Annotated in this window: 14 protein-coding genes; 6 read left to right on the forward strand and 8 right to left on the reverse strand. The window is 36.0% G+C overall.

The features are described from left to right. Nucleotides 1-55: 55 nt before the first annotated feature. Nucleotides 56-1930: a PTS mannitol transporter subunit IICBA gene (locus J3U63_RS08375; RefSeq protein WP_267333474.1), complete on the reverse strand. Its 1875-nt coding sequence runs from the start codon at nucleotides 1928-1930 to the stop codon at nucleotides 56-58. A 280-nt stretch (nucleotides 1931-2210) separates the two neighbouring features. On the opposite strand from J3U63_RS08375, the gene J3U63_RS08380 reads away from it, so the two are divergent. Then, nucleotides 2211-2963: a hypothetical protein gene (locus J3U63_RS08380; RefSeq protein WP_267371244.1), complete on the forward strand. Its 753-nt coding sequence runs from the start codon at nucleotides 2211-2213 to the stop codon at nucleotides 2961-2963. A gap of 225 nt (nucleotides 2964-3188) precedes the next feature. Here the strand turns inward: J3U63_RS08380 and glmS are convergent, their stop codons facing one another. Then, on the reverse strand, nucleotides 3189-5021 hold the full coding sequence (gene glmS / locus J3U63_RS08385; protein WP_267333472.1) for a glutamine--fructose-6-phosphate transaminase (isomerizing): 1833 nt from the start codon (nucleotides 5019-5021) through the stop codon (nucleotides 3189-3191). Nucleotides 5022-5024: 3 nt separating this feature from the next. Next, entirely contained in the window at nucleotides 5025-6410 is a 1386-nt protein-coding gene (glmU, locus tag J3U63_RS08390; RefSeq protein WP_267371245.1) for a bifunctional UDP-N-acetylglucosamine diphosphorylase/glucosamine-1-phosphate N-acetyltransferase GlmU, read from the reverse strand. Nucleotides 6411-6558: 148 nt separating this feature from the next. On the opposite strand from glmU, the gene hemG reads away from it, so the two are divergent. Further along, entirely contained in the window at nucleotides 6559-7131 is a 573-nt protein-coding gene (gene hemG, locus J3U63_RS08395) for a menaquinone-dependent protoporphyrinogen IX dehydrogenase (protein ID WP_267333470.1), read from the forward strand. A 127-nt stretch (nucleotides 7132-7258) separates the two neighbouring features. Next, entirely contained in the window at nucleotides 7259-9085 is a 1827-nt protein-coding gene (typA, locus tag J3U63_RS08400; protein WP_323849443.1) for a translational GTPase TypA, read from the forward strand. Between the two features lie 64 nt (nucleotides 9086-9149). On the opposite strand, the gene J3U63_RS08405 is transcribed toward typA, so the two are convergent. Both J3U63_RS08405 and J3U63_RS08410 read right to left on the reverse strand, forming a co-directional pair. Beyond that, entirely contained in the window at nucleotides 9150-9569 is a 420-nt protein-coding gene (locus J3U63_RS08405) for an RnfABCDGE type electron transport complex subunit B (protein WP_065634698.1), read from the reverse strand. Continuing rightward, nucleotides 9569-11281 (reverse strand): formate--tetrahydrofolate ligase, encoded by a 1713-nt coding sequence (locus J3U63_RS08410; RefSeq protein WP_416381303.1) that lies wholly within the window; start codon nucleotides 11279-11281, stop codon nucleotides 9569-9571. The genes J3U63_RS08405 and J3U63_RS08410 overlap by 1 nt, the downstream gene beginning before the upstream one ends. A gap of 139 nt (nucleotides 11282-11420) precedes the next feature. Here J3U63_RS08410 and sohB point away from each other — a divergent pair, with 139 nt between their 5' ends. The 3 genes from sohB to J3U63_RS08425 all read left to right on the forward strand — a co-directional run bounded on the left by sohB (nucleotide 11421) and on the right by J3U63_RS08425 (nucleotide 16406). Then, the gene (gene sohB, locus J3U63_RS08415) at nucleotides 11421-12530 is read left to right on the forward strand and encodes a protease SohB (protein WP_267371249.1); all 1110 of its coding nucleotides are present in this window, start codon (nucleotides 11421-11423) and stop codon (nucleotides 12528-12530) included. A 551-nt stretch (nucleotides 12531-13081) separates the two neighbouring features. Beyond that, nucleotides 13082-14782, forward strand: coding sequence for an aspartate-alanine antiporter (gene aspT, locus J3U63_RS08420; protein WP_267333467.1), 1701 nt, complete (start codon nucleotides 13082-13084; stop codon nucleotides 14780-14782). Nucleotides 14783-14810: 28 nt separating this feature from the next. Next, complete coding sequence (locus J3U63_RS08425) at nucleotides 14811-16406, forward strand: bifunctional aspartate transaminase/aspartate 4-decarboxylase (protein ID WP_267371251.1); 1596 nt, start codon at nucleotides 14811-14813, stop codon at nucleotides 16404-16406. 817 nt (nucleotides 16407-17223) lie between these two features. Here J3U63_RS08425 and J3U63_RS08430 read toward each other — a convergent pair. The 3 genes from J3U63_RS08430 to J3U63_RS08440 form a co-directional block, all read right to left on the reverse strand. After that, on the reverse strand, nucleotides 17224-17409 hold the full coding sequence (locus tag J3U63_RS08430) for a hypothetical protein (protein ID WP_065798700.1): 186 nt from the start codon (nucleotides 17407-17409) through the stop codon (nucleotides 17224-17226). Nucleotides 17410-17674: 265 nt separating this feature from the next. Further along, complete coding sequence (locus tag J3U63_RS08435) at nucleotides 17675-17974, reverse strand: hypothetical protein (protein WP_267343907.1); 300 nt, start codon at nucleotides 17972-17974, stop codon at nucleotides 17675-17677. A 17-nt stretch (nucleotides 17975-17991) separates the two neighbouring features. After that, complete coding sequence (locus J3U63_RS08440) at nucleotides 17992-18141, reverse strand: hypothetical protein (RefSeq protein WP_179854744.1); 150 nt, start codon at nucleotides 18139-18141, stop codon at nucleotides 17992-17994. Nucleotides 18142-18641: the final 500 nt, after the last annotated feature.

Raw genomic sequence — 18641 nt, forward strand, 5'->3', positions numbered from 1 at the left:
ATTTAATAATCAATTTATTAGTTGTAATTTCATAATAAATGAATTACACCTTGTTTTAGCTTAATATCGCTAAAACTTCTTCAATACTATTTGTACTAGCCAGTTTAGCAATAATGCTTTCATCATCAAGTGCATTAGTTAGTTTTGCAATGACACTTAGATGCTCATTATTGCGAGCCGCAATACCAATGACTATTTTGGCTTTATCACTTTCTTCTTCACCAAATTGAACACCCGATGGATATTGGCAAAATACAATACCTGTTGTAATGACTTCATCTTTGGATTCGATAGTACCATGTGGTACAGCTATCGATTCACCTAAATAAGTAGAAGTTAATTTTTCACGTTCAAGCATTGCTTCGATGTAAGCGGGTTTTACATATCCATTATCCACGAGTTTTTGACCTGCAAAACGAATCGCTTCTTCTTTGGTGTTGGCTGTTAAGTTTAGGAAAATGTTTTTTTCGCTTAGCTTAAATAAGGGTTTATGCCCAAACGATTGTGAGTTGTCGCTTGATACAGTCGATGATTTTTTATTGTTAGCATGGATTAAATCATTAACTAATTGAGTATACAATTCACTATCTAAAAAATTAGTTAATGATATGTGATGTGCGTTAGGGGCATATTGTTTGGCTCGATCGGTGAGATCTTTATGAGTGATAACAATATCGACTTCAATCGGTAAATTATTAATCGCGGTGTTGCTGACATTAATATCTAAATTAGCATCCTGAATTTTTTTTCGTAAAACGCCAGCACCCATTGCGCTTGAGCCCATTCCAGCGTCACAGGCAACAATGATTTTTTTCACTTGAGTTAAATCTAATTCACTATTTTTATTACCTTTTGCTTCACTTTTCATTGCCGACATATCGGATTTTGCTTCATCAAGACTTTTCGTTGCAGATTTAGTCGTTTTTAATAGAATTGATGCAACCACAAAAGTAACAGCCGCCGCCGCAAGTACTGAAACACTTACACCAACAATCGAATCTTTGGGTGTTACAGCAAGAACCGCAATAATAGATCCAGGTGAAGCGGGAGAACTTAATCCAGCACCAAATAACGTCAATGTAAATACACCAGTCATGCCACCTAAAATCATGGCAATAATTAAGCGAGGATTCATCAACACATAGGGAAAGTAAATTTCATGAATACCACCAAAGAAATGAATAATTGCCGCGCCACTTGCTGAGCCTTTAGCCGCGCCTTTACCAAATAACATATAAGCAACTAACAAACCTAAACCAGGACCAGGATTTGCTTCGATCAAAAAGAATATTGATTGAGCGTGCTCAGCTGCTTGTTGAATTCCTAAAGGTGAAAATACACCATGGTTAATGGCATTATTTAAAAATAATATTTTAGCTGGCTCAACAATGATTGAAGTTAATGGTAACAAATTATGCTGGACCATAAAATCGACACCTTGCGCTAATACACTTGATGCGACAACAACAGAAGGGCCAATTGCAAAAAATGACAATAAAGCGAGTAACATGCCAATAATACCGGCCGAAAAGTTATTCACTAACATTTCAAATCCACTTTTGATTTTACCATCAACAGCTTTATCAAAATGTTTAATGACCCATCCTCCAAGTGGACCGACTATCATTGCACCTAAAAACATTGGAATTGACGAACCGACTATAACGCCCATCGTTGTGATTGCACCAACAACCGCACCTCGTTCACCATGGACTAATTTACCGCCTGTATATCCAATTAACAGTGGCAATAAATAGGTAATCATAGGTTCAACTAATTTAGCTACGGTCGCGTTTGGAAACCAACCGGTAGGTATAAAAATCGCGGTGATAAAGCCCCAAGCGATAAATGCGCCAATATTGGGCATCACCATATTACTTAGGAATCGCCCAAAATTTTGGACTTTCAATTTGATGTTTGCACTTGTCATAATTTAAATCTTTCCTTATTGATTGATATAATCATTATGCAGCTATTGTAGAAGGATATCGTTATTTGATTCATCCAAAAAAATTGACAAATGTGATCAGGGTCACAGTGTTTGTATGGGGCTATTTTTTATTTTTGTGATTAAGATCACAATTTTTGCGGAAGCCATAAGGGGTATCGGTAAACTATGTTTAAAGCGTAAGTTTTATTAATGCATCTTTGTAAGATTAATTGTATAATTTTTATAAATTTAAATAACAAAAAATAATCAGAATCGAATTATGCAAAAATTTTTAATCAGTTTAAGTTGTCTTTTTTTATTTAATGGATTGTGCTTTGCAAACGAAATGAATCCTATCCATATTAATAATAGTTATAATATCTTTTCCGATCCTGAATTCATGCCTACTGAAAAAATAATAAAAAAACAGATAATTACAACTTACGCTCAAGATAATGATGGCCCGTTAAAAACAATTTACCATGCAAATGAGCAAGGTTTTTTTGAAAAAGCTATTACCAGTGATGCACAGTATAATATTGATGTTGATTATTCCGTTCATTCAATCAAATATCTTAATAAAAAACTTTGGTTTAAATTAAATGAACAGCAGAACATTACTTCGATTGTTGATGATAAGCAACAAAATGTCAGTTCACTTATCTATAATCAGTCAGGTCAACTTATTGAGAAAAATACTGATGATGCGGTTTGGCAACAACCGTTAAAAAGGCGATATGAATACGCAAATAATAAAGTTGTTCGTTATACTGAATGCTGGGATGATGGGTGTAGTTTAGGTGAATATTCCTATAATCCAGCAGGTTGGTTAATAAAGGTAAAAAGTAAGAGCATTGATGATGATGTGAATAATAGTCAATCTAAAAATAATCAAACTGACAATTCGAATTCATACAATATCAAATGTACATTTGCTAAACATAATCAACACGGTGATTGGACATATGGGTATTGCATAACGCCCGATGGTGTGACCAATACTACTTTTTATCGTAAGTTAGAGTATTGGTGATTTTGTTATTTTTAATGACTCACTGATTGGTTAACGACCAATTCAATTTTGGCTTTGTAGCAGTCAAATATGCGTTTTTATCAGGGGAAAAAGTGGTTTAATTGTTATAAAGATTTTTTTGGGTAAGTGTTTTCAATCTTTATCTGATTTGTTTAATGTGGAAACATAGGTTTTGATGATGATATCAAAACCTACATTAATTCCTCACATTTTATATAGCGAAACTTACTCTACTGTTACCGATTTTGCCAGATTTCTTGGCTGATCGACGTCTGTTCCTTTAATTAATGCTACGTGATACGCCAGTAGCTGTGTTGGTACTGTGTAGTAGATTGGCGCAGTGAGTTCTTCTATATGTGGTAGGTTGATGATGTGCATTGTGTCATCACTGACAAATCCTGCTTCTTGTTCAGCAAATACGTATAGTTGACCGCCTCGCGCTCGAACTTCTTCGATATTGGATTTTAATTTTTCTAGCATTTCATTCGTTGGTGCCATCACGATGACAGGCATATCTGCATCAATGAGTGCTAATGGGCCGTGCTTGAGCTCGCCTGCTGCGTAAGCCTCGGCATGAATGTAGGATATTTCTTTTAGCTTTAAGGACGCTTCCATGGCTATTGGGTATTCGTCACCACGTCCTAAAAATAGCGCATGATGCTTATCGACAAATTGCCCTGCAAGTTTTTTGATTTCTGGCTCTGTCATTAAAACTTGTTCTATACGATTTGGTAAGGTTTGTAGTGCATGGACTATTGCTTGCTCGGTGCTTTCGGCCATGTCATTGAGTCGCCCAAGTTTGGCAACTAATAAAAGCAGTACGGTTAATTGCGTCGTGAAGGCTTTAGTCGATGCTACGCCAATTTCAACCCCTGCTTTGGTAAGGAGTACCAAATCTGCTTCACGTACTAGTGTTGATGCCGCCACATTACAAACAGCTAATGTGCTTAGGTAGTTATTTTCTTTCGCTAACCGTAGTGCTGCTAGAGTGTCTGCGGTTTCGCCTGATTGGGATAGGGTGATAAATAGGCTGTTTTTGCGACGAGCAGGCTTACGGTAACGAAATTCTGAAGCGATTTCGACGTCGCAAGGTATACCCGCTAAAGCTTCGAACCAATATCGCGCAACCATGCCGGCATTATACGCTGTTCCACATGCAACAATTTGTACATGTTCTACGTGTTTTAAGATGGTTTCAGCCTTTTCACCCAGTTCGGATAAGTCAACTTTGCCATGTTGCATACGACCTTCAAGGGTATTTTTAATGGCGTTTGGTTGTTCATAAATCTCTTTTTGCATATAGTGATTAAAACCAGCTTTACTTCCGGCATCGTATCTAGCATCAGATTCAACACAAGGGCGCGTTGTTTCGCGAAAGTTTTTATCTAATATGGTCACGGTGCGATGTGTTACTAGTGCGATATCACCTTCTTCTAAATAGATGAATTGACGTGTAACCGGCAGTAAGGCAAGTTGATCGGAAGCAATGAAGTTTTCACCAACACCACAGCCAATCACGAGAGGGCTGCCTGAACGAGCCGCAACCAAAATATCGGGATTACGTGTATCCATTATAACGGTGCCGTAAGCACCTCTTAATTGAGGTATGGCTTTTTGTACTGCTTCAAATAATGAGCAACCTTCAGTTGATATGATGTCGTGAATTAAGTGGGCAATCACTTCTGTGTCGGTTTCAGAGCGAAATTGGTAACCTTTGGCAATGAGTTTTTCACGTAAAGGTTCGAAGTTTTCGATGATACCATTGTGAACAACAGCAATAAAATCCGATACATGTGGATGGGCATTGCGTTCGACAGGTTCACCATGAGTTGCCCAGCGGGTATGGGCTATTCCTGTACTGCCTTTAAGTGGATGGGCTTCAACCGCATCTTTTAATGCTTGTACTTTTCCTACACGCCGAACGCGTTGCAGTTCGCCTGTTGGTGAGATAATAGCAAGTCCTGCTGAGTCATATCCTCGGTATTCCAGACGTTTTAATCCTTCCAGTAATATTTCAGCAATATCACGTTTGGCGATAGCACCCACAATTCCACACATAATTTATTCCTTATTGTTTAACTTTGTTGGACGTTTCCAACCAGAAATCTGTTTTTGTTTTACTCGGCTTATTACCAATTCATTATCCTTAACGTTGGTGGTGACAGTTGTGCCGGCAGCAATAGTGACACCTTTACCAATGTTAACTGGAGCAATTAGCTGAGAGTCGGAGCCGACAAATACGTCATCTTGTATAATGGTTTTAAATTTGTTTGCGCCATCGTAATTACAGGTGATGGTGCCTGCGCCAATATTGACGTTGTTGCCGATTTCACTATCACCAAGATAACTTAAATGCCCCGCTTTGCTTGCTTTGCCTAGATGAGCTTTTTTGAGTTCGACAAAGTTACCTACATGGGCTTGTTCATCAAGCTGTGAACCGGGTCTGAGTCGAGCAAATGGACCTATAGTACATTGCTGTGCGATGGTTGAATCTTCGATTATGCTGTAAGGACTTATGATTGAATTGTCGTCAATAGTGCAATTTTTTAAAATACAACCTGCACCAATGGTGACGTTATTGCCTAACTTTACCTGCCCTTCAATGATAACATTACTGTCGATGGTGACATCCTTACCGTGGGTAAGTGTACCGCGTAAATCAAAGCGGTTAGGATCGAGTAATGTTACACCCGCTAGTAATAAGTTTTGTGCTTGTTGATGCTGGTATTGGCGTTCTAGGGTGGCTAATTGTAAGCGGTTATTTACACCTTCTACCTCAAATTGTTGCACGGGGTGAGATGTCAGGATAGGGTAGCCATCTTGATGTGCCAGCGCAATGATATCGGTTAGGTAATATTCTTTTTGGGCATTGTTATTGGTTATTTGCGATAGCCATTTTTTAAGTAGTTTACCAGTAACAAGCATTATGCCGGTGTTGACTTCATTTATTTTTTGTTGCTCTGGTGACGCATCTTTTTGTTCGACAATGGCAATGACTTGACCATTTTTCCGTTCTATTCTGCCATAACCTGTTGGATCATCAAGTATAACCGTTAATAGTGCTATGCCTTGTTCTGGTTTGCTGGTAATTAAGTTTTCTAAAGTTTGTTGTGATATGAGCGGGGTATCACCGTATAAAATTAAAATGTCTTGGTTATCTGCAATATGAGGAATAGCTTGTTGTACTGCATGTCCCGTACCGAGCTGCTCTGCTTGATAAATAAGGTGCACAGGTTGATTTTTGAGTGCGTGTTCTAATTGCTCTTTTCCATGACCATAAACAATATTGATCTGATCGGTATTTAGTTGTTGAACTGTGTCAATAACATGTTGTAACATCGGTTTAGCGCCAATTTTATGTAAAACTTTAGGTAGGTTGGAGTACATCCGTGTGCCTTTCCCTGCAGCCAAAATAATAGCACTAAGTTTTGGAACTGAAATCGTCATAATCTGTCCGGTTTCTTTAATTTTGTGTAAATTTGTTTATTACTATAATCAAAGTTTTTAATGAAATCACCCCGAATTTATTAATTTTTATCATGAAAAAAGTAATAGTGAAATTTGCCAATGTCTTATTAGATAAGGAAGCAATGTTATGAGTCATGTTGTGAAAGTTTTATTACTTTATACTACGCATGAAAAGCAAACCCTCAAAATCATGCAACGCATAAAAACACAGCTTGGTGATAAATGCGACTGTGATGTTATTCAACTTTTGCCTGATAGCCATATTGATTTAACTAAATATCAGGCAGTTTTGTTGGGATCTTCAATACGTTATGGTTTTTATAGTAAAGTGATGAAGCAATTTATCGATGATAATTATCAGCAATTAAATACCATTCGATCTGGTTTTTTTGGTGTCAATGTGGTGGCTCGTAAGCCAAATAAAAATACGCCAGAAACCAATTTATATACTAAAAAGTTTTTAGCTAAAATTGCCTGGAATCCGACCATTAAAGCGGTTTTTGCTGGTGCACTTTATTATCCTCAATATAATTGGTTCGATCGTAATATGATTCGCTTTATTATGTGGTTAGGAAAGGGCGATACTGATGTGACTAAACCTGTGATTGAATATACCAATTGGGCTAAGGTTGATGAATTTGCCGCACAATTTTATCAGCAAGTCTGTGCTCCATCAGTTTTAGATGGTGTAAAACAATAAGATTTTTATTGATTTTTTACCAATAAATAGTCTGATAAATAAACTTTGTGATATAGATCAACATTTCGAGTAAAAAGGTGTACAATATTGCGCCTAAAGAATCTGTCTCCTAATTGGGATTTTAATTGTGATTGAAAATTTAAGAAATATAGCCATTATTGCGCACGTTGACCATGGTAAAACAACATTGGTTGATAAATTGTTGAAACAATCGGGCACGCTTGATAATTTGCGTGGTGATGATAACGAGCGAATAATGGACTCAAATGCGCTTGAGAAAGAGCGTGGTATTACTATTTTAGCTAAAAATACGGCTATTAATTGGAATGGGTATCGCATTAACATCGTTGATACCCCAGGACATGCCGATTTTGGTGGTGAAGTTGAACGCGTAATGTCGATGGTTGATTCGGTATTATTGCTTGTTGATGCAATGGATGGTCCTATGCCACAAACCCGTTTTGTAACACAAAAAGCGTTTGCTTATGGGTTAAAACCAATTGTTGTTATTAATAAAGTTGACCGTCCAGGCGCAAGACCTGATTGGGTTGTCGATCAAGTCTTTGATCTATTTGTTAATTTGGGTGCAACTGATGAACAGTTGGATTTCCCAATAGTTTATGCTTCAGCATTAATGGGTATTGCAGGTCTTGATCATGAGCATATGGCGCAAGACATGACACCATTATTTGAAGCAATTGTGAAATATGTTGAGCCACCAAAAGTCGATTTAGATGGTCCATTCCAAATGCAAATCTCACAACTTGATTATAATAATTATGTTGGAGTTATCGGGATTGGCCGTATTAAACGTGGTCGAGTTAAACCAAATCAACAAGTAACAATTGTTGATAGTGAGGGCAACAAACGTACTGGTAAAGTGGGTCAAGTTTTAGGTCATTTAGGCTTGCAACGTTATGAAGCTGAAGTTGCCGAAGCGGGTGATATTATTGCTTTAACTGGTCTTGGTGAATTGGGTATTTCTGATACGATTTGTGATAATAGTTGTGTTGAAGCTTTACCTGCGTTAACCGTAGATGAACCAACGGTTACTATGTTCTTTAATGTTAATAGTTCACCTTTTGCCGGTAAGGAAGGTAAATTTGTCACTTCTCGTCAAATTTTAGAACGTTTAAGAAAAGAACTGGTTCATAATGTGGCACTTCGTGTTGAGGAAACGCCTGATCCTGATGCATTTAAAGTGTCGGGTCGCGGTGAGTTGCACTTATCTGTGTTAATTGAAAATATGCGCCGTGAAGGTTATGAGTTAGGTGTTTCGCGTCCTAAAGTTATTTATCGTGAAATCGACGGTAAAAAACAAGAACCTTTTGAACAAGTAACGCTTGATATTGAAGAACAACATCAAGGTTCAGTGATGGAAGCACTTGGTTTGCGTAAAGGTGATCTAACTAATATGTTACCTGATGGTAAAGGGCGTGTGCGTTTAGATTATGTTATTCCTAGTCGTGGTCTTATCGGTTTTAGAACGGAATTTATGACAATGACTTCAGGTACTGGTTTACTTTATTCGACTTTTAGCCATTATGATGATGTTCGTCCTGGTGAAATTGGCCAACGTAATAATGGTGTGATGATTTCTAACGGTACGGGTAAAGCATTAGCGTATGCACTTTATAGCTTGCAAGACCGTGGTAAGTTGTTCTTGGGTCATGGTGCCGAAGTGTACGAAGGTCAAATTATTGGTATTCATACACGCTCTAATGATTTAACCGTTAACTGTTTAACGGGTAAAAAGCTAACCAATATGCGAGCATCAGGTACTGATGAAGCCACCACGCTTTCACCACCAGTGAAAATGTCATTAGAACAAGCATTAGAGTTTATTGATGATGATGAGTTAGTCGAAGTTACGCCATTGTCTATTCGTTTACGTAAACGTCATTTAACTGAAAATGATCGTAAGCGCGCATTTAGAAGTAACAATAAAGACTAATTGTTGAGAATGCTAATAGCTCAATGGGTTGTTAGCATTTATTCTGCTTAAATTGAAAACCTCGCTAATTAGCGAGGTTTTTTCTTGCCTTAACTCTGGCTATTGCATCAGCAATGGATTGTTTTCGATCTTTTTGACTCGTATCACTTGTGTTTTTAACTTCCATTGTGCGCGGAAATAAGATCGTTGGTGGTACCAGTTGATTGTGATTTAACCGTTGTTGTTTTTTTTGTGTTAATTGTAACTCTTCACTTTCGGTTAATGCCTCACCTAAAGTACTTAGGGTAATACAGTCGGTAGGGCAGGTATTGATGCAATTACTGCATGATGTACATAACTTCGGCAAAATGGTATGTAATACTTGTTTGCTGCCAACAATTGCATCTGTCGGGCAGACGCGGATGCATTTGCCACAACCTATACAGTTTTGTTCATCAATAAACGCTTTATATTGTTGTTTGGTTTGCATAATCACTTCTTGCATTAACTTAAACCTACAATATTACCATCTTTGTCAATATCGATTTGTCGATAAGCCGGATTAGTCCCAAGCCCTGGCATAGTCATCACATTGCCTGCGTAAACACGAATAAATCCCGCCCCTGCTGAAATTGCTAAATGGCTAATGTCAACGTCAAAGTTGGTTGGCACATTTTTTAAGTTGGCATCAGCACTAATTGACATTGGTGTTTTAGCAATACATAGCGGTAGATGATCGAGCTTTAATGCCTCAATTTCTTTGATATTTTCGATTGCTTTAGCTGATAGGTTAGCTTTGTTAGCACCGTATTTTTTCACCATAGTTTGGATTTTATCAATTAGTGGCATTGTGTTAGGGTAAGGTAATTTAATTTCACTTGGCATCTCACACGCTTTAACTACATGGTTAGCTAATTTTTCAGCACCCTTGCCACCTTTTGTAAACACTTCGCTAACCTCACAAGCAAATGCGCCATGTTCAACGGCATATTTTTGTAAGAATGCGAGTTCTTCTTCGCTATCATGTGGGAAACGGTTAATCGCAACTATGACTTGTAGCCCATAACTTTTGGCATTTTTGATATGCCATGCTAAGTTAGCGGCGCCAATTTCAAGTAATTCAACATTAGATTCAGAGATTTCTTTTGGAATTGCTTGACCCGGTTTAATATTATATTTACCGCTGTTAGATTTTAAACTTCGAACAGTTGCCACTAATACCACGCAATCGGCTTTGATACCTGCTTGACGATATTTGATATTAAAGAATTTTTCCATTCCCATGTCAGAACCAAATCCAGCTTCAGTAACCACATAGTCGGCAAGTTTTAATGCAATGCGGTCAGCAATCACCGAGGAGTTTCCATGTGCAATGTTAGCAAAAGGACCTGCATGAATTAACACCGGCGTATTCTCAACTGTTTGCATTAAATTTGGATTAATAGCATTTTTTAGTAATACAGTCATTGCGCCAGCTACTTCAAGCTGTTCGGCAGTGATTGGTTGGCCTTGCGTATTATAAGCTAATATAATGCGACCAATACGAGCACGCATATCCTGTAAATCTGAGGCTAACGCTAAAATTGCCATTAATTCTGATGCAGCTGTTATTTCAAAACCATCACGTCTTTCAACGCCATTTAAGCCTCCACCAACTCCAACAGTAATATTGCGTAAAGCACGATCGTTGTGATCGATAACACGTTTCCAAACGATACGATTGACATCAATATTTAATCGGGCTAACCCTGTTTGTGCGGTAAATTCATCACCTAAACGATCTTCATGATATAAACGAGAGTCCAATGCAGCAGAAGCTAAATCGTGAGCCGCAGTAATTGCATGAATGTCACCTGTTAAATGTAGATTTAAGGTTTCCATGGGTAATACTTCGGCTTGCCCACCACCGGCGGCCCCACCTTTAACGCCAAAAACGGGACCAAGACTTGGTTGACGAATACAAGCAATTGCTTTTTTCCCAATATAGTTTAGACCTTCACTTAGTCCAATAGTATTGACGGTTTTCCCTTCACCTAAAGGCGTTGGCGTAATGGCTGTTACAAGGACTAATTTACCATTTTCTCTATTTTGGTTGGCGTTTATAAGTGATAAGTCAATTTTTGCGACATATTTGCCGTAAGGTAGTACAAACTCCTCAGGAATATTAGCTTGCTTGGCGATTTCGGTAATTGGACGTAAAGACATTTTAATTCTCATATAACAGTAAATTAGGCTATCAGTATAAATAATTTGATTTGCCGAATAAAGCAACAATTTTATCTTTGTTAATTTTCGGCACATTCCTTTATTATATTGTTATAATAATTGTAACATTCACTCTAAGGATAATTGTTAAATGAATTTTTTTTCACAATATGCACTTTTTTTAGCTGAGACCGTGACAGTGGTAGTCGCTATTTTAGCGGTACTGATTTTTATTATCAGTCAACGTCGAAAATCGGTAACAGCAGCAGGACGCCTATCTGTTAAAGATATCAGTGAAGAATACGAACAAGTTAAAGATGATATGTTAGTCTCTAGCATGGATGAAGTTGAGGCTAAACAGTTTAATAAAGATCTAAAAAAACAGAAAAAAAATGAGAAAAAACAAGCAAAATTAGCGATTAAACAAAAGAAACAACAAATAAAAAGCAGTGAACAAACGGTAGATACCACGGCTGTAGATAGCTCAGCTATTGAAGCCTCAAGCGAACCACCGCAAAAGTCCAAACCAAAACTATTTGTGTTATCGTTTAATGGCAGTATGGATGCACATGAAGTTGACGAATTACGCCAAGAAATTACTGCGGTTTTAGCCATTATTAAACCCGAAGATGAAGTTGTCGTTAAGCTTGAAAGCCCAGGCGGGGTCGTTCATGGTTATGGTTTAGCGGCTTCGCAACTATTACGTTTTAGAACACGTAATATTCCTTTCACCGCCGTTGTCGATAAAGTTGCAGCAAGTGGTGGATATATGATGGCATGTACCGCCAATAAAATAGTCGCGGCACCTTTTGCAATCGTTGGTTCAATTGGTGTGGTTGCGCAAATTCCAAACTTCAATCGTTTACTTAAAAAGCATGATGTCGATATTGAATTACAGACCGCAGGTGAATACAAACGTACATTAACGATGTTTGGTGAAAACACGGATGAAGGTCGTCAAAAATTTAAGCAAGAGCTGGAAGAAACGCATCTATTATTTAAGGATTTTGTGAAAGAATATCGGCCTAATATCAATATAGATGAAGTTGCTACCGGCGAACATTGGTTTGCTACTCAAGCTAAAGATAAAGGTTTAGTTGACGAAATTAGTACCAGTGATGACTTTATCTTATCGCATTTAGATACCCATAAAATTATCTCGGTCAGTTATCAACGTAAGCAAAAACTCTCTGAAAAATTGTCAAAAAACGTGGTAAAAAGTATGGAAAGACTATTTTTTAGACAAGGAAATGGGCTGTAAAGCCCTTTTTATTTTCTACAATTTTTATTATTCAACAAAAATATATCGCATAGTAAAAAACTACATACGAGTTAGCCTTATATGTAAGGGAAAATTCAAAAGTAAGATATTTATATTTAACTTATTTGTTCAAATAATATTTTTTGAAAATAGTTTTTCGGATAAAACATTTTTGGAAATAAACAATTATGATTATGTTAATTGTTTATACTGACTGAGTGAAAACTTTTCCCATTCTCTTTTTTATGTAAAGTATCAAAGAAAATATTTCTATTCGTTGTATTTATAGGGTTATAGTTGCCTAACGATTAACGACGGGCAAACAAGCAAAAGTGTAGATCTTATAAATATCGTAGTGTTATAAAAAAATAAGACATTGCATTGTTATTTTTTTATAAATAATATCAATTATAAAAATTAACTTTCTATTCTTGCAATAGCAGTTTAATATATAAACGTATTCATAAAATTGAATGAATATTCTTTAAGTCCCTTTTTATTTCTTTTCTTACATTCTTAATTCATCTTTTTAGCACTTGAGGACAATTATTATGTTTCAATGGCTTTCACACTGGATTTTAAATGGGATTCAACACTCACCCGAAATTCTTTTATTTCTTTCTTTGAGTTTAGGATATTTAATTGGTGCTATTCGGATTGGTAAATTCCAACTGGGTGGTGTTGCAGGTTCGTTACTGGTTGCCGTTGCATTGAGTGTTTTTGGCGTGACAGTTGATGCTGGCGTTAAGGCGGTTCTTTTCGCGCTCTTTATTTATGCGGTTGGTTTTGAAAGCGGACCACAGTTTTTTCGTTCGCTTGGTGTCAAAACTTTGCGTGAAATCTTTTTAGCGTTATTTATTGCCGTTGCAGGTTTAGCGACAGTTGTTGTGTTAGCTAAAGTGTTTAATTTAGATAAAGGTCTAGCTGCGGGACTTGCTGCTGGTGGTCTTACTCAATCTGCCATTATGGGCACCGCATCTGATGCATTAAGTCAATTAGGGTTAAGTGTTGAAGAACTTCATAAAATGCAAGCTAATGTCACTATTGGTTATGCAGTAACCTATATCTTTGGTTCTTTAGGCGCCATTATTATTTGTGTCAATATTTTGCCAAAAATCATGGGAAAAGATATTGCTGATGACGCTATAAAAGCACAAGCAGAACAATTGCATGGTTCTTTATTGTTAGGTTCTAATCAAAATTTAGCACTATCAGATATTACCGGTCGTTTATATCGCGTGACGAATAAAATTGATCAGAATGTTAGCGAAATTGAGAAAACAGTTAATGGTATAAGTATTGAAAAAATAAAGCGTGGCAATAAAATTATTGAAGCCACACCAGACACAGTTATTGAAGTTAGGGATATTATTTTAGTTGTTGGCCACCGTGATGCAATGATTCAAGCAAGTGATCTTCTTGGCACTGAAATTAATTCAGTATCGGGTATGGATGTTGTGATGAATACTCAAGACGTTGAGATGCGTAATTCACGTTATGTTGGCGAAAATTTAACACAAGTCCTATCATCGGAAGAGGTTATTCAATTAAAGCATGGTATTTATCTAATTGCAATTCATCGAGATGGCGAGTCATTGCCATTAAATAATGATATTTATTTAAAATTAGGCGATGTGATAACCATTTATGGCTCTGATGGTGATCTTAAACGTGTTGTTGATAAAATTGGTGCGCCGATTACTCGTAGTGAAAAAACTGACTGGATTTTCCATGGTTTAGGATTGGTTGTTGGTCTTATTATCGGTTTAATTGTTATCCGTGTGAGCGATATCCCAATTACATTAGGCGCTGGTGGTGGGGCTTTGTTGTCAGGTTTGTTATTTGGTTGGTACCGTTCAATTCATCAAACTGTTGGTAACATTCCAAGTGGTGCTATTCAATTATTGAAAGATTTTGGCTTAGCTGGTTTTGTTGCTGTAGTTGGTTTAAGTTCTGGTTTACAGGCAATTAATACCATTGAAGAACAAGGATTATCGCTATTTTTAATTGGAGTGGTTGTTACTGTCTTGCCTATGTTATTAGCTATTTACTTTGGTAAATATGTCCTTGGCTATAAAAATGTAGCGGTATTTGCTGGTGCATTGGCGGGAGCTCGTAGTGCTAATCCAGCTTTCGGTGAAGTGCTAAATAAGGCAGGAAATTCTACACCAACCAATTCTTTTGCTATTACTTATGCTTTAGCTAATGTTTTCCTAACTTTGTTAGGTCCATTAGTTGTGGCTTTTGTTTAATTGGAATATAAAAGTAAAGGTACAGATCATGAAAAACACAACAGACTTTTCAAAGTATGCCAATTTGAGTCCTTTTGAGTTAAAAGATAATTTAATTAAACTTGCACAAAGTCGTGCAGATCGCGTTATGTTAAATGCCGGCCGTGGTAATCCTAATTTTCTTGCTACTTTTCCTCGTCAGGCGTTTTTTCAATTAGGCGTGTTTGCTATTCAAGAATCAGAAATGTCTTATTCTTACTTGAATGAAGGGGTAGGTGGCTTTCCCATTAAAGCCGGTCTAACTGGGCGTTTTGAGCATTTTATTCGACAAAATTACCAAACGTCTGGTGTTGCTTTTTTAGGTAAAGCATTTTCTTATATTCGTGATCAGTTAGGTCTTGATGAGAATAAGTTTTTGCAAGAAATGGTTGAAGGCATCTTAGGATGTAATTATCCCGTTCCCGATCGAATGTTAACCTTAAGTGAGGAAGTGGTAAAATCTTATGTGCTTGAGCAAATGGGTGCGCAGTATTTACATCGTGATGAATTAGACCTTTTTGCAGTTGAAGGTGGCACAGCTGCTATGGCCTATATATTTAATTCAATGAAAGAGAATGGATTAATTGAAAAAGGGGACAAAATAGCTATCGGCGCGCCTATTTTTACCCCATATCTTGAAATACCGAGTTTAAATGATTATCAACTCGTTGAGGTACTAATCAATTCAGATCCAAATTTAAATTGGCAATACCCTGAATCTGAATTACGTAAATTAGAAGATCCATCCATTAAAGCTTTTTTCCTTGTTAATCCGTCTAACCCACCTTCAGTTAAAATCGATAATAAAAGCTTAAAAATTATTGCTGATATTGTGAAAAAACGCCCTGATTTGATCATTTTAACTGATGATGTTTATGGGACTTTTGCTGATAACTTTCAATCTTTATTTGCTATTTGCCCTAAAAATACCATTTTAGTTTATTCATTTTCTAAATATTTTGGCGCGACAGGTTGGCGTTTAGGAGTAATTGCGCTTAGCCATGATAATGTTATCGACAAAACTATTAGAGCATTACCAAGTAAGACAAGAAAGATTCTTGATAAACGTTACAGCTCAATTGTTACCGATCCTGAAAATCTCAAATTTATTGATCGCTTAGTAGCAGATAGCCGAGCGGTTGCCTTAAATCATACTGCCGGTTTGTCAACGCCACAGCAAGTACAAATGGTTCTTTTTGCGTTATGTGAAATGATGGATGCCGATCAAAGTTATAAGGCGACGTTAAAGACGATTATTCGTCGCCGTGCGGCTTCACTTTATCAGCATTTAGGTTTGAAACACAAAACAGATGAAAACAATGTCGATTACTATACGCTAATTGATTTAGAACATATTTGTCGAGAACTTTATGATGATAAGTTTGCTAAATGGATCTTAAAAAATAAAAATCCTTCTGAAATGCTATTTAGAATTGCCGATGAAGCAGGAGTGGTATTGCTTCCAGGTAAAGGATTTGCGGTGCAGCATCCGTCTGCGCGTGCTTCCTTGGCCAATTTAAATGAGTATCAATATGCCGCAATCGGTTTATCAATGCGTAAACTGGCTCAGGAATATTATGATGAGTATAAAACAAAAAGTAAGTAACTGATAACATCAATTTAATCTTAACAAGTTAACAGTGTTAGGCCCTGACTTGATAGTTAGGGCTTTTTTATTGTCTGTATTCAGTTATATTTTTTATTTCATTTAAAATTATATTATAGATTTTTTTAAAATCTTAAAAAATTACTCTGAATCGATATTAGTATCAAACGTCAATTTGTATGTCCGTCTTCGACAATAACTATAAATTTATAGAGTGTTTAAAACTGCGTTAAATGTGATGATAAACATATCTGTATCAGAAAATTCAAATCTATTGCGTTGTCATTAGGCGATGTTTTTTGATACTTCGTTATCATTGTGTACTAAGTTTGGATAATATCTAGGTCTTATCTATTCTTAAAACAAGATTAAATCAATTTCAGGGCGTTTTATTGAAAGCAATTGATTTATCTAAAATTGAAAAATATTTATTACTTATTCAATTATGCTTTACTTTTTTAGCTTACCAATTATGTTATGACTTTTTTTGTTATTGCGATAAGCAACATCCATAAAAAACACAAGCATACTTAACCGTTTATAGTGGACAAACTATGACAAGCTTCTTTTGTGACTATTTGGATCAAACATTTAGTTATATGTTAGCGTAACGTTATGGTTATTTTTTAGTTTTGCTATTCTTTATAATTATTATTTTTAAGTACTTTTATGGTAAAAGATCAAAAAATTATTTTAGAACATAATGTAAAGATTGAATGTATTATTTTAATAGATTAATTTGATAATTCATCTATTGAATAAATGCCATTATTTTTCACAATTTTAATGTTTTTTATTTATATAAATAATGAGGTAGTTAATCTTTAAAATCATTGCGATGTTTGATTTCAAATTCATTTTTACAATTCTGGTTGCAATATGCTAATCCATCAGGAGTTGGATTGTTGCAATTACGGCAGTATTTGTTAATTTTTTGAGCAAATACATTAGAATCATTTAAGATTGATTCTATATCCTTTTCAGGACTGTTTTTTATTACCATACAAATTATCCTCAATAATGAAATAAGATTTTCAAATTCAACGATGATTTAATAACTTTATTTTGTTATTCAGTATCTCGCTCAGATTAACTGTTTGATAAAAGACTGGTATTTTTGCTAATAAGGAAAATTGTAAATTAATGTAATCTGTATTGTATATCTGTTTTAATATCAACCTATTCTTTTATATCTGTCTCTGTTTTTTAGCATGAATACTGAGTTGTTTATCATCTAATTTATTTTCTGTTAATTTAATTAAGCTACATTAATAAGCATTTTTATTTAATAACATTAGTGAATGTTGTTTAAATTCAAACTGTGCTTGAGAATAACAAATATCAATAATAAATTGGTGATATATCTTTGCATCAACACTATGGTTGTCTAATTTTAATTTAAGTAATGCCAATATTTGCCAATCATTTTCATTACTAAAATTGCCCATTAGCTCATCAGCACGTTTATCAATCCATTCCTCTTGAGCATCTTGTTGTTCGATTTTATCGAGCATTTTGTAATAACTCGCTTCGTAGCTATTTTCGACTAATTGTTGCAACTGACGCATGATTCACCCAATTGTCATTAATAAAAAGCAATTAACAAGGCGACCAATCCCATAAAGATTAATATTAGATTGGCAAAGTAGATAAATCGGATTTCGTGTTTAGTTAATTGATAATCTTTGTCAAATCTGTTTTTGGTTTTAATATTAATAAAATCTCTATTAATCATGATATTTCCTTAAAAAAGGCCCCAACATGTTGGGGCGAAGGATGTGGTCTGTTCGCAGTCTTTCCCGCTGTCCTTTTCCTAACAACAGTGTGCGTGAGTGCTGATAGGATGAGATATGGCAGTATTAATTGTGTTATGTGCAATTAATACCGCCATCAGCCGTAGTTTACCGTCATACCTGTGACATTTATCAAAACCGCAGTATGTTCATATGCCCCTGCTAGCTACTTGAATCTTGTTAACACATTAAATAACTCGTAGTCTTGTTTAATGACGCTGTTAACTTGATTGGTTTTGATGTGGTAATGATAATATATGTTATCATTGGTGTCAATAATTAAAGTTATTAATTTATGTTTTTTGGTTATTATTTGTTATCGCTAAAGGTAACGCTACATTATTGAGGTGAAACGGTCTCAGCCCAATTACGGGCTGTGGTGGGGAATTTGTTATGTTATCGATTATCATCATTGCCGGTGCGGATTGACATGGAATGATGA

This window comes from Gilliamella sp. B2838, assembly GCF_026536185.1.
Taxonomy (GTDB): Bacteria; Pseudomonadota; Gammaproteobacteria; order Enterobacterales; family Orbaceae; genus Gilliamella.

What these genes read in the sequence shown, in the direction of transcription:
- J3U63_RS08375 (WP_267333474.1), bottom strand. Translation starts at nt 1,930, where the DNA reads ATGACAAGTGCAAACATCAAATTGAAAGTCCAAAATTTTGGGCGATTC.
- J3U63_RS08380 (WP_267371244.1), top strand. Translation starts at nt 2,211, where the DNA reads ATGCAAAAATTTTTAATCAGTTTAAGTTGTCTTTTTTTATTTAATGGA.
- glmS (WP_267333472.1), bottom strand. Translation starts at nt 5,021, where the DNA reads ATGTGTGGAATTGTGGGTGCTATCGCCAAACGTGATATTGCTGAAATA.
- glmU (WP_267371245.1), bottom strand. Translation starts at nt 6,410, where the DNA reads ATGACGATTTCAGTTCCAAAACTTAGTGCTATTATTTTGGCTGCAGGG.
- hemG (WP_267333470.1), top strand. Translation starts at nt 6,559, where the DNA reads ATGAGTCATGTTGTGAAAGTTTTATTACTTTATACTACGCATGAAAAG.
- J3U63_RS08405 (WP_065634698.1), bottom strand. Translation starts at nt 9,569, where the DNA reads ATGCAAGAAGTGATTATGCAAACCAAACAACAATATAAAGCGTTTATT.
- J3U63_RS08410 (WP_416381303.1), bottom strand. Translation starts at nt 11,281, where the DNA reads ATGAGAATTAAAATGTCTTTACGTCCAATTACCGAAATCGCCAAGCAA.
- sohB (WP_267371249.1), top strand. Translation starts at nt 11,421, where the DNA reads ATGAATTTTTTTTCACAATATGCACTTTTTTTAGCTGAGACCGTGACA.
- aspT (WP_267333467.1), top strand. Translation starts at nt 13,082, where the DNA reads ATGTTTCAATGGCTTTCACACTGGATTTTAAATGGGATTCAACACTCA.
- J3U63_RS08425 (WP_267371251.1), top strand. Translation starts at nt 14,811, where the DNA reads ATGAAAAACACAACAGACTTTTCAAAGTATGCCAATTTGAGTCCTTTT.
- J3U63_RS08430 (WP_065798700.1), bottom strand. Translation starts at nt 17,409, where the DNA reads ATGGTAATAAAAAACAGTCCTGAAAAGGATATAGAATCAATCTTAAAT.
- J3U63_RS08435 (WP_267343907.1), bottom strand. Translation starts at nt 17,974, where the DNA reads ATGCGTCAGTTGCAACAATTAGTCGAAAATAGCTACGAAGCGAGTTAT.
- J3U63_RS08440 (WP_179854744.1), bottom strand. Translation starts at nt 18,141, where the DNA reads ATGATTAATAGAGATTTTATTAATATTAAAACCAAAAACAGATTTGAC.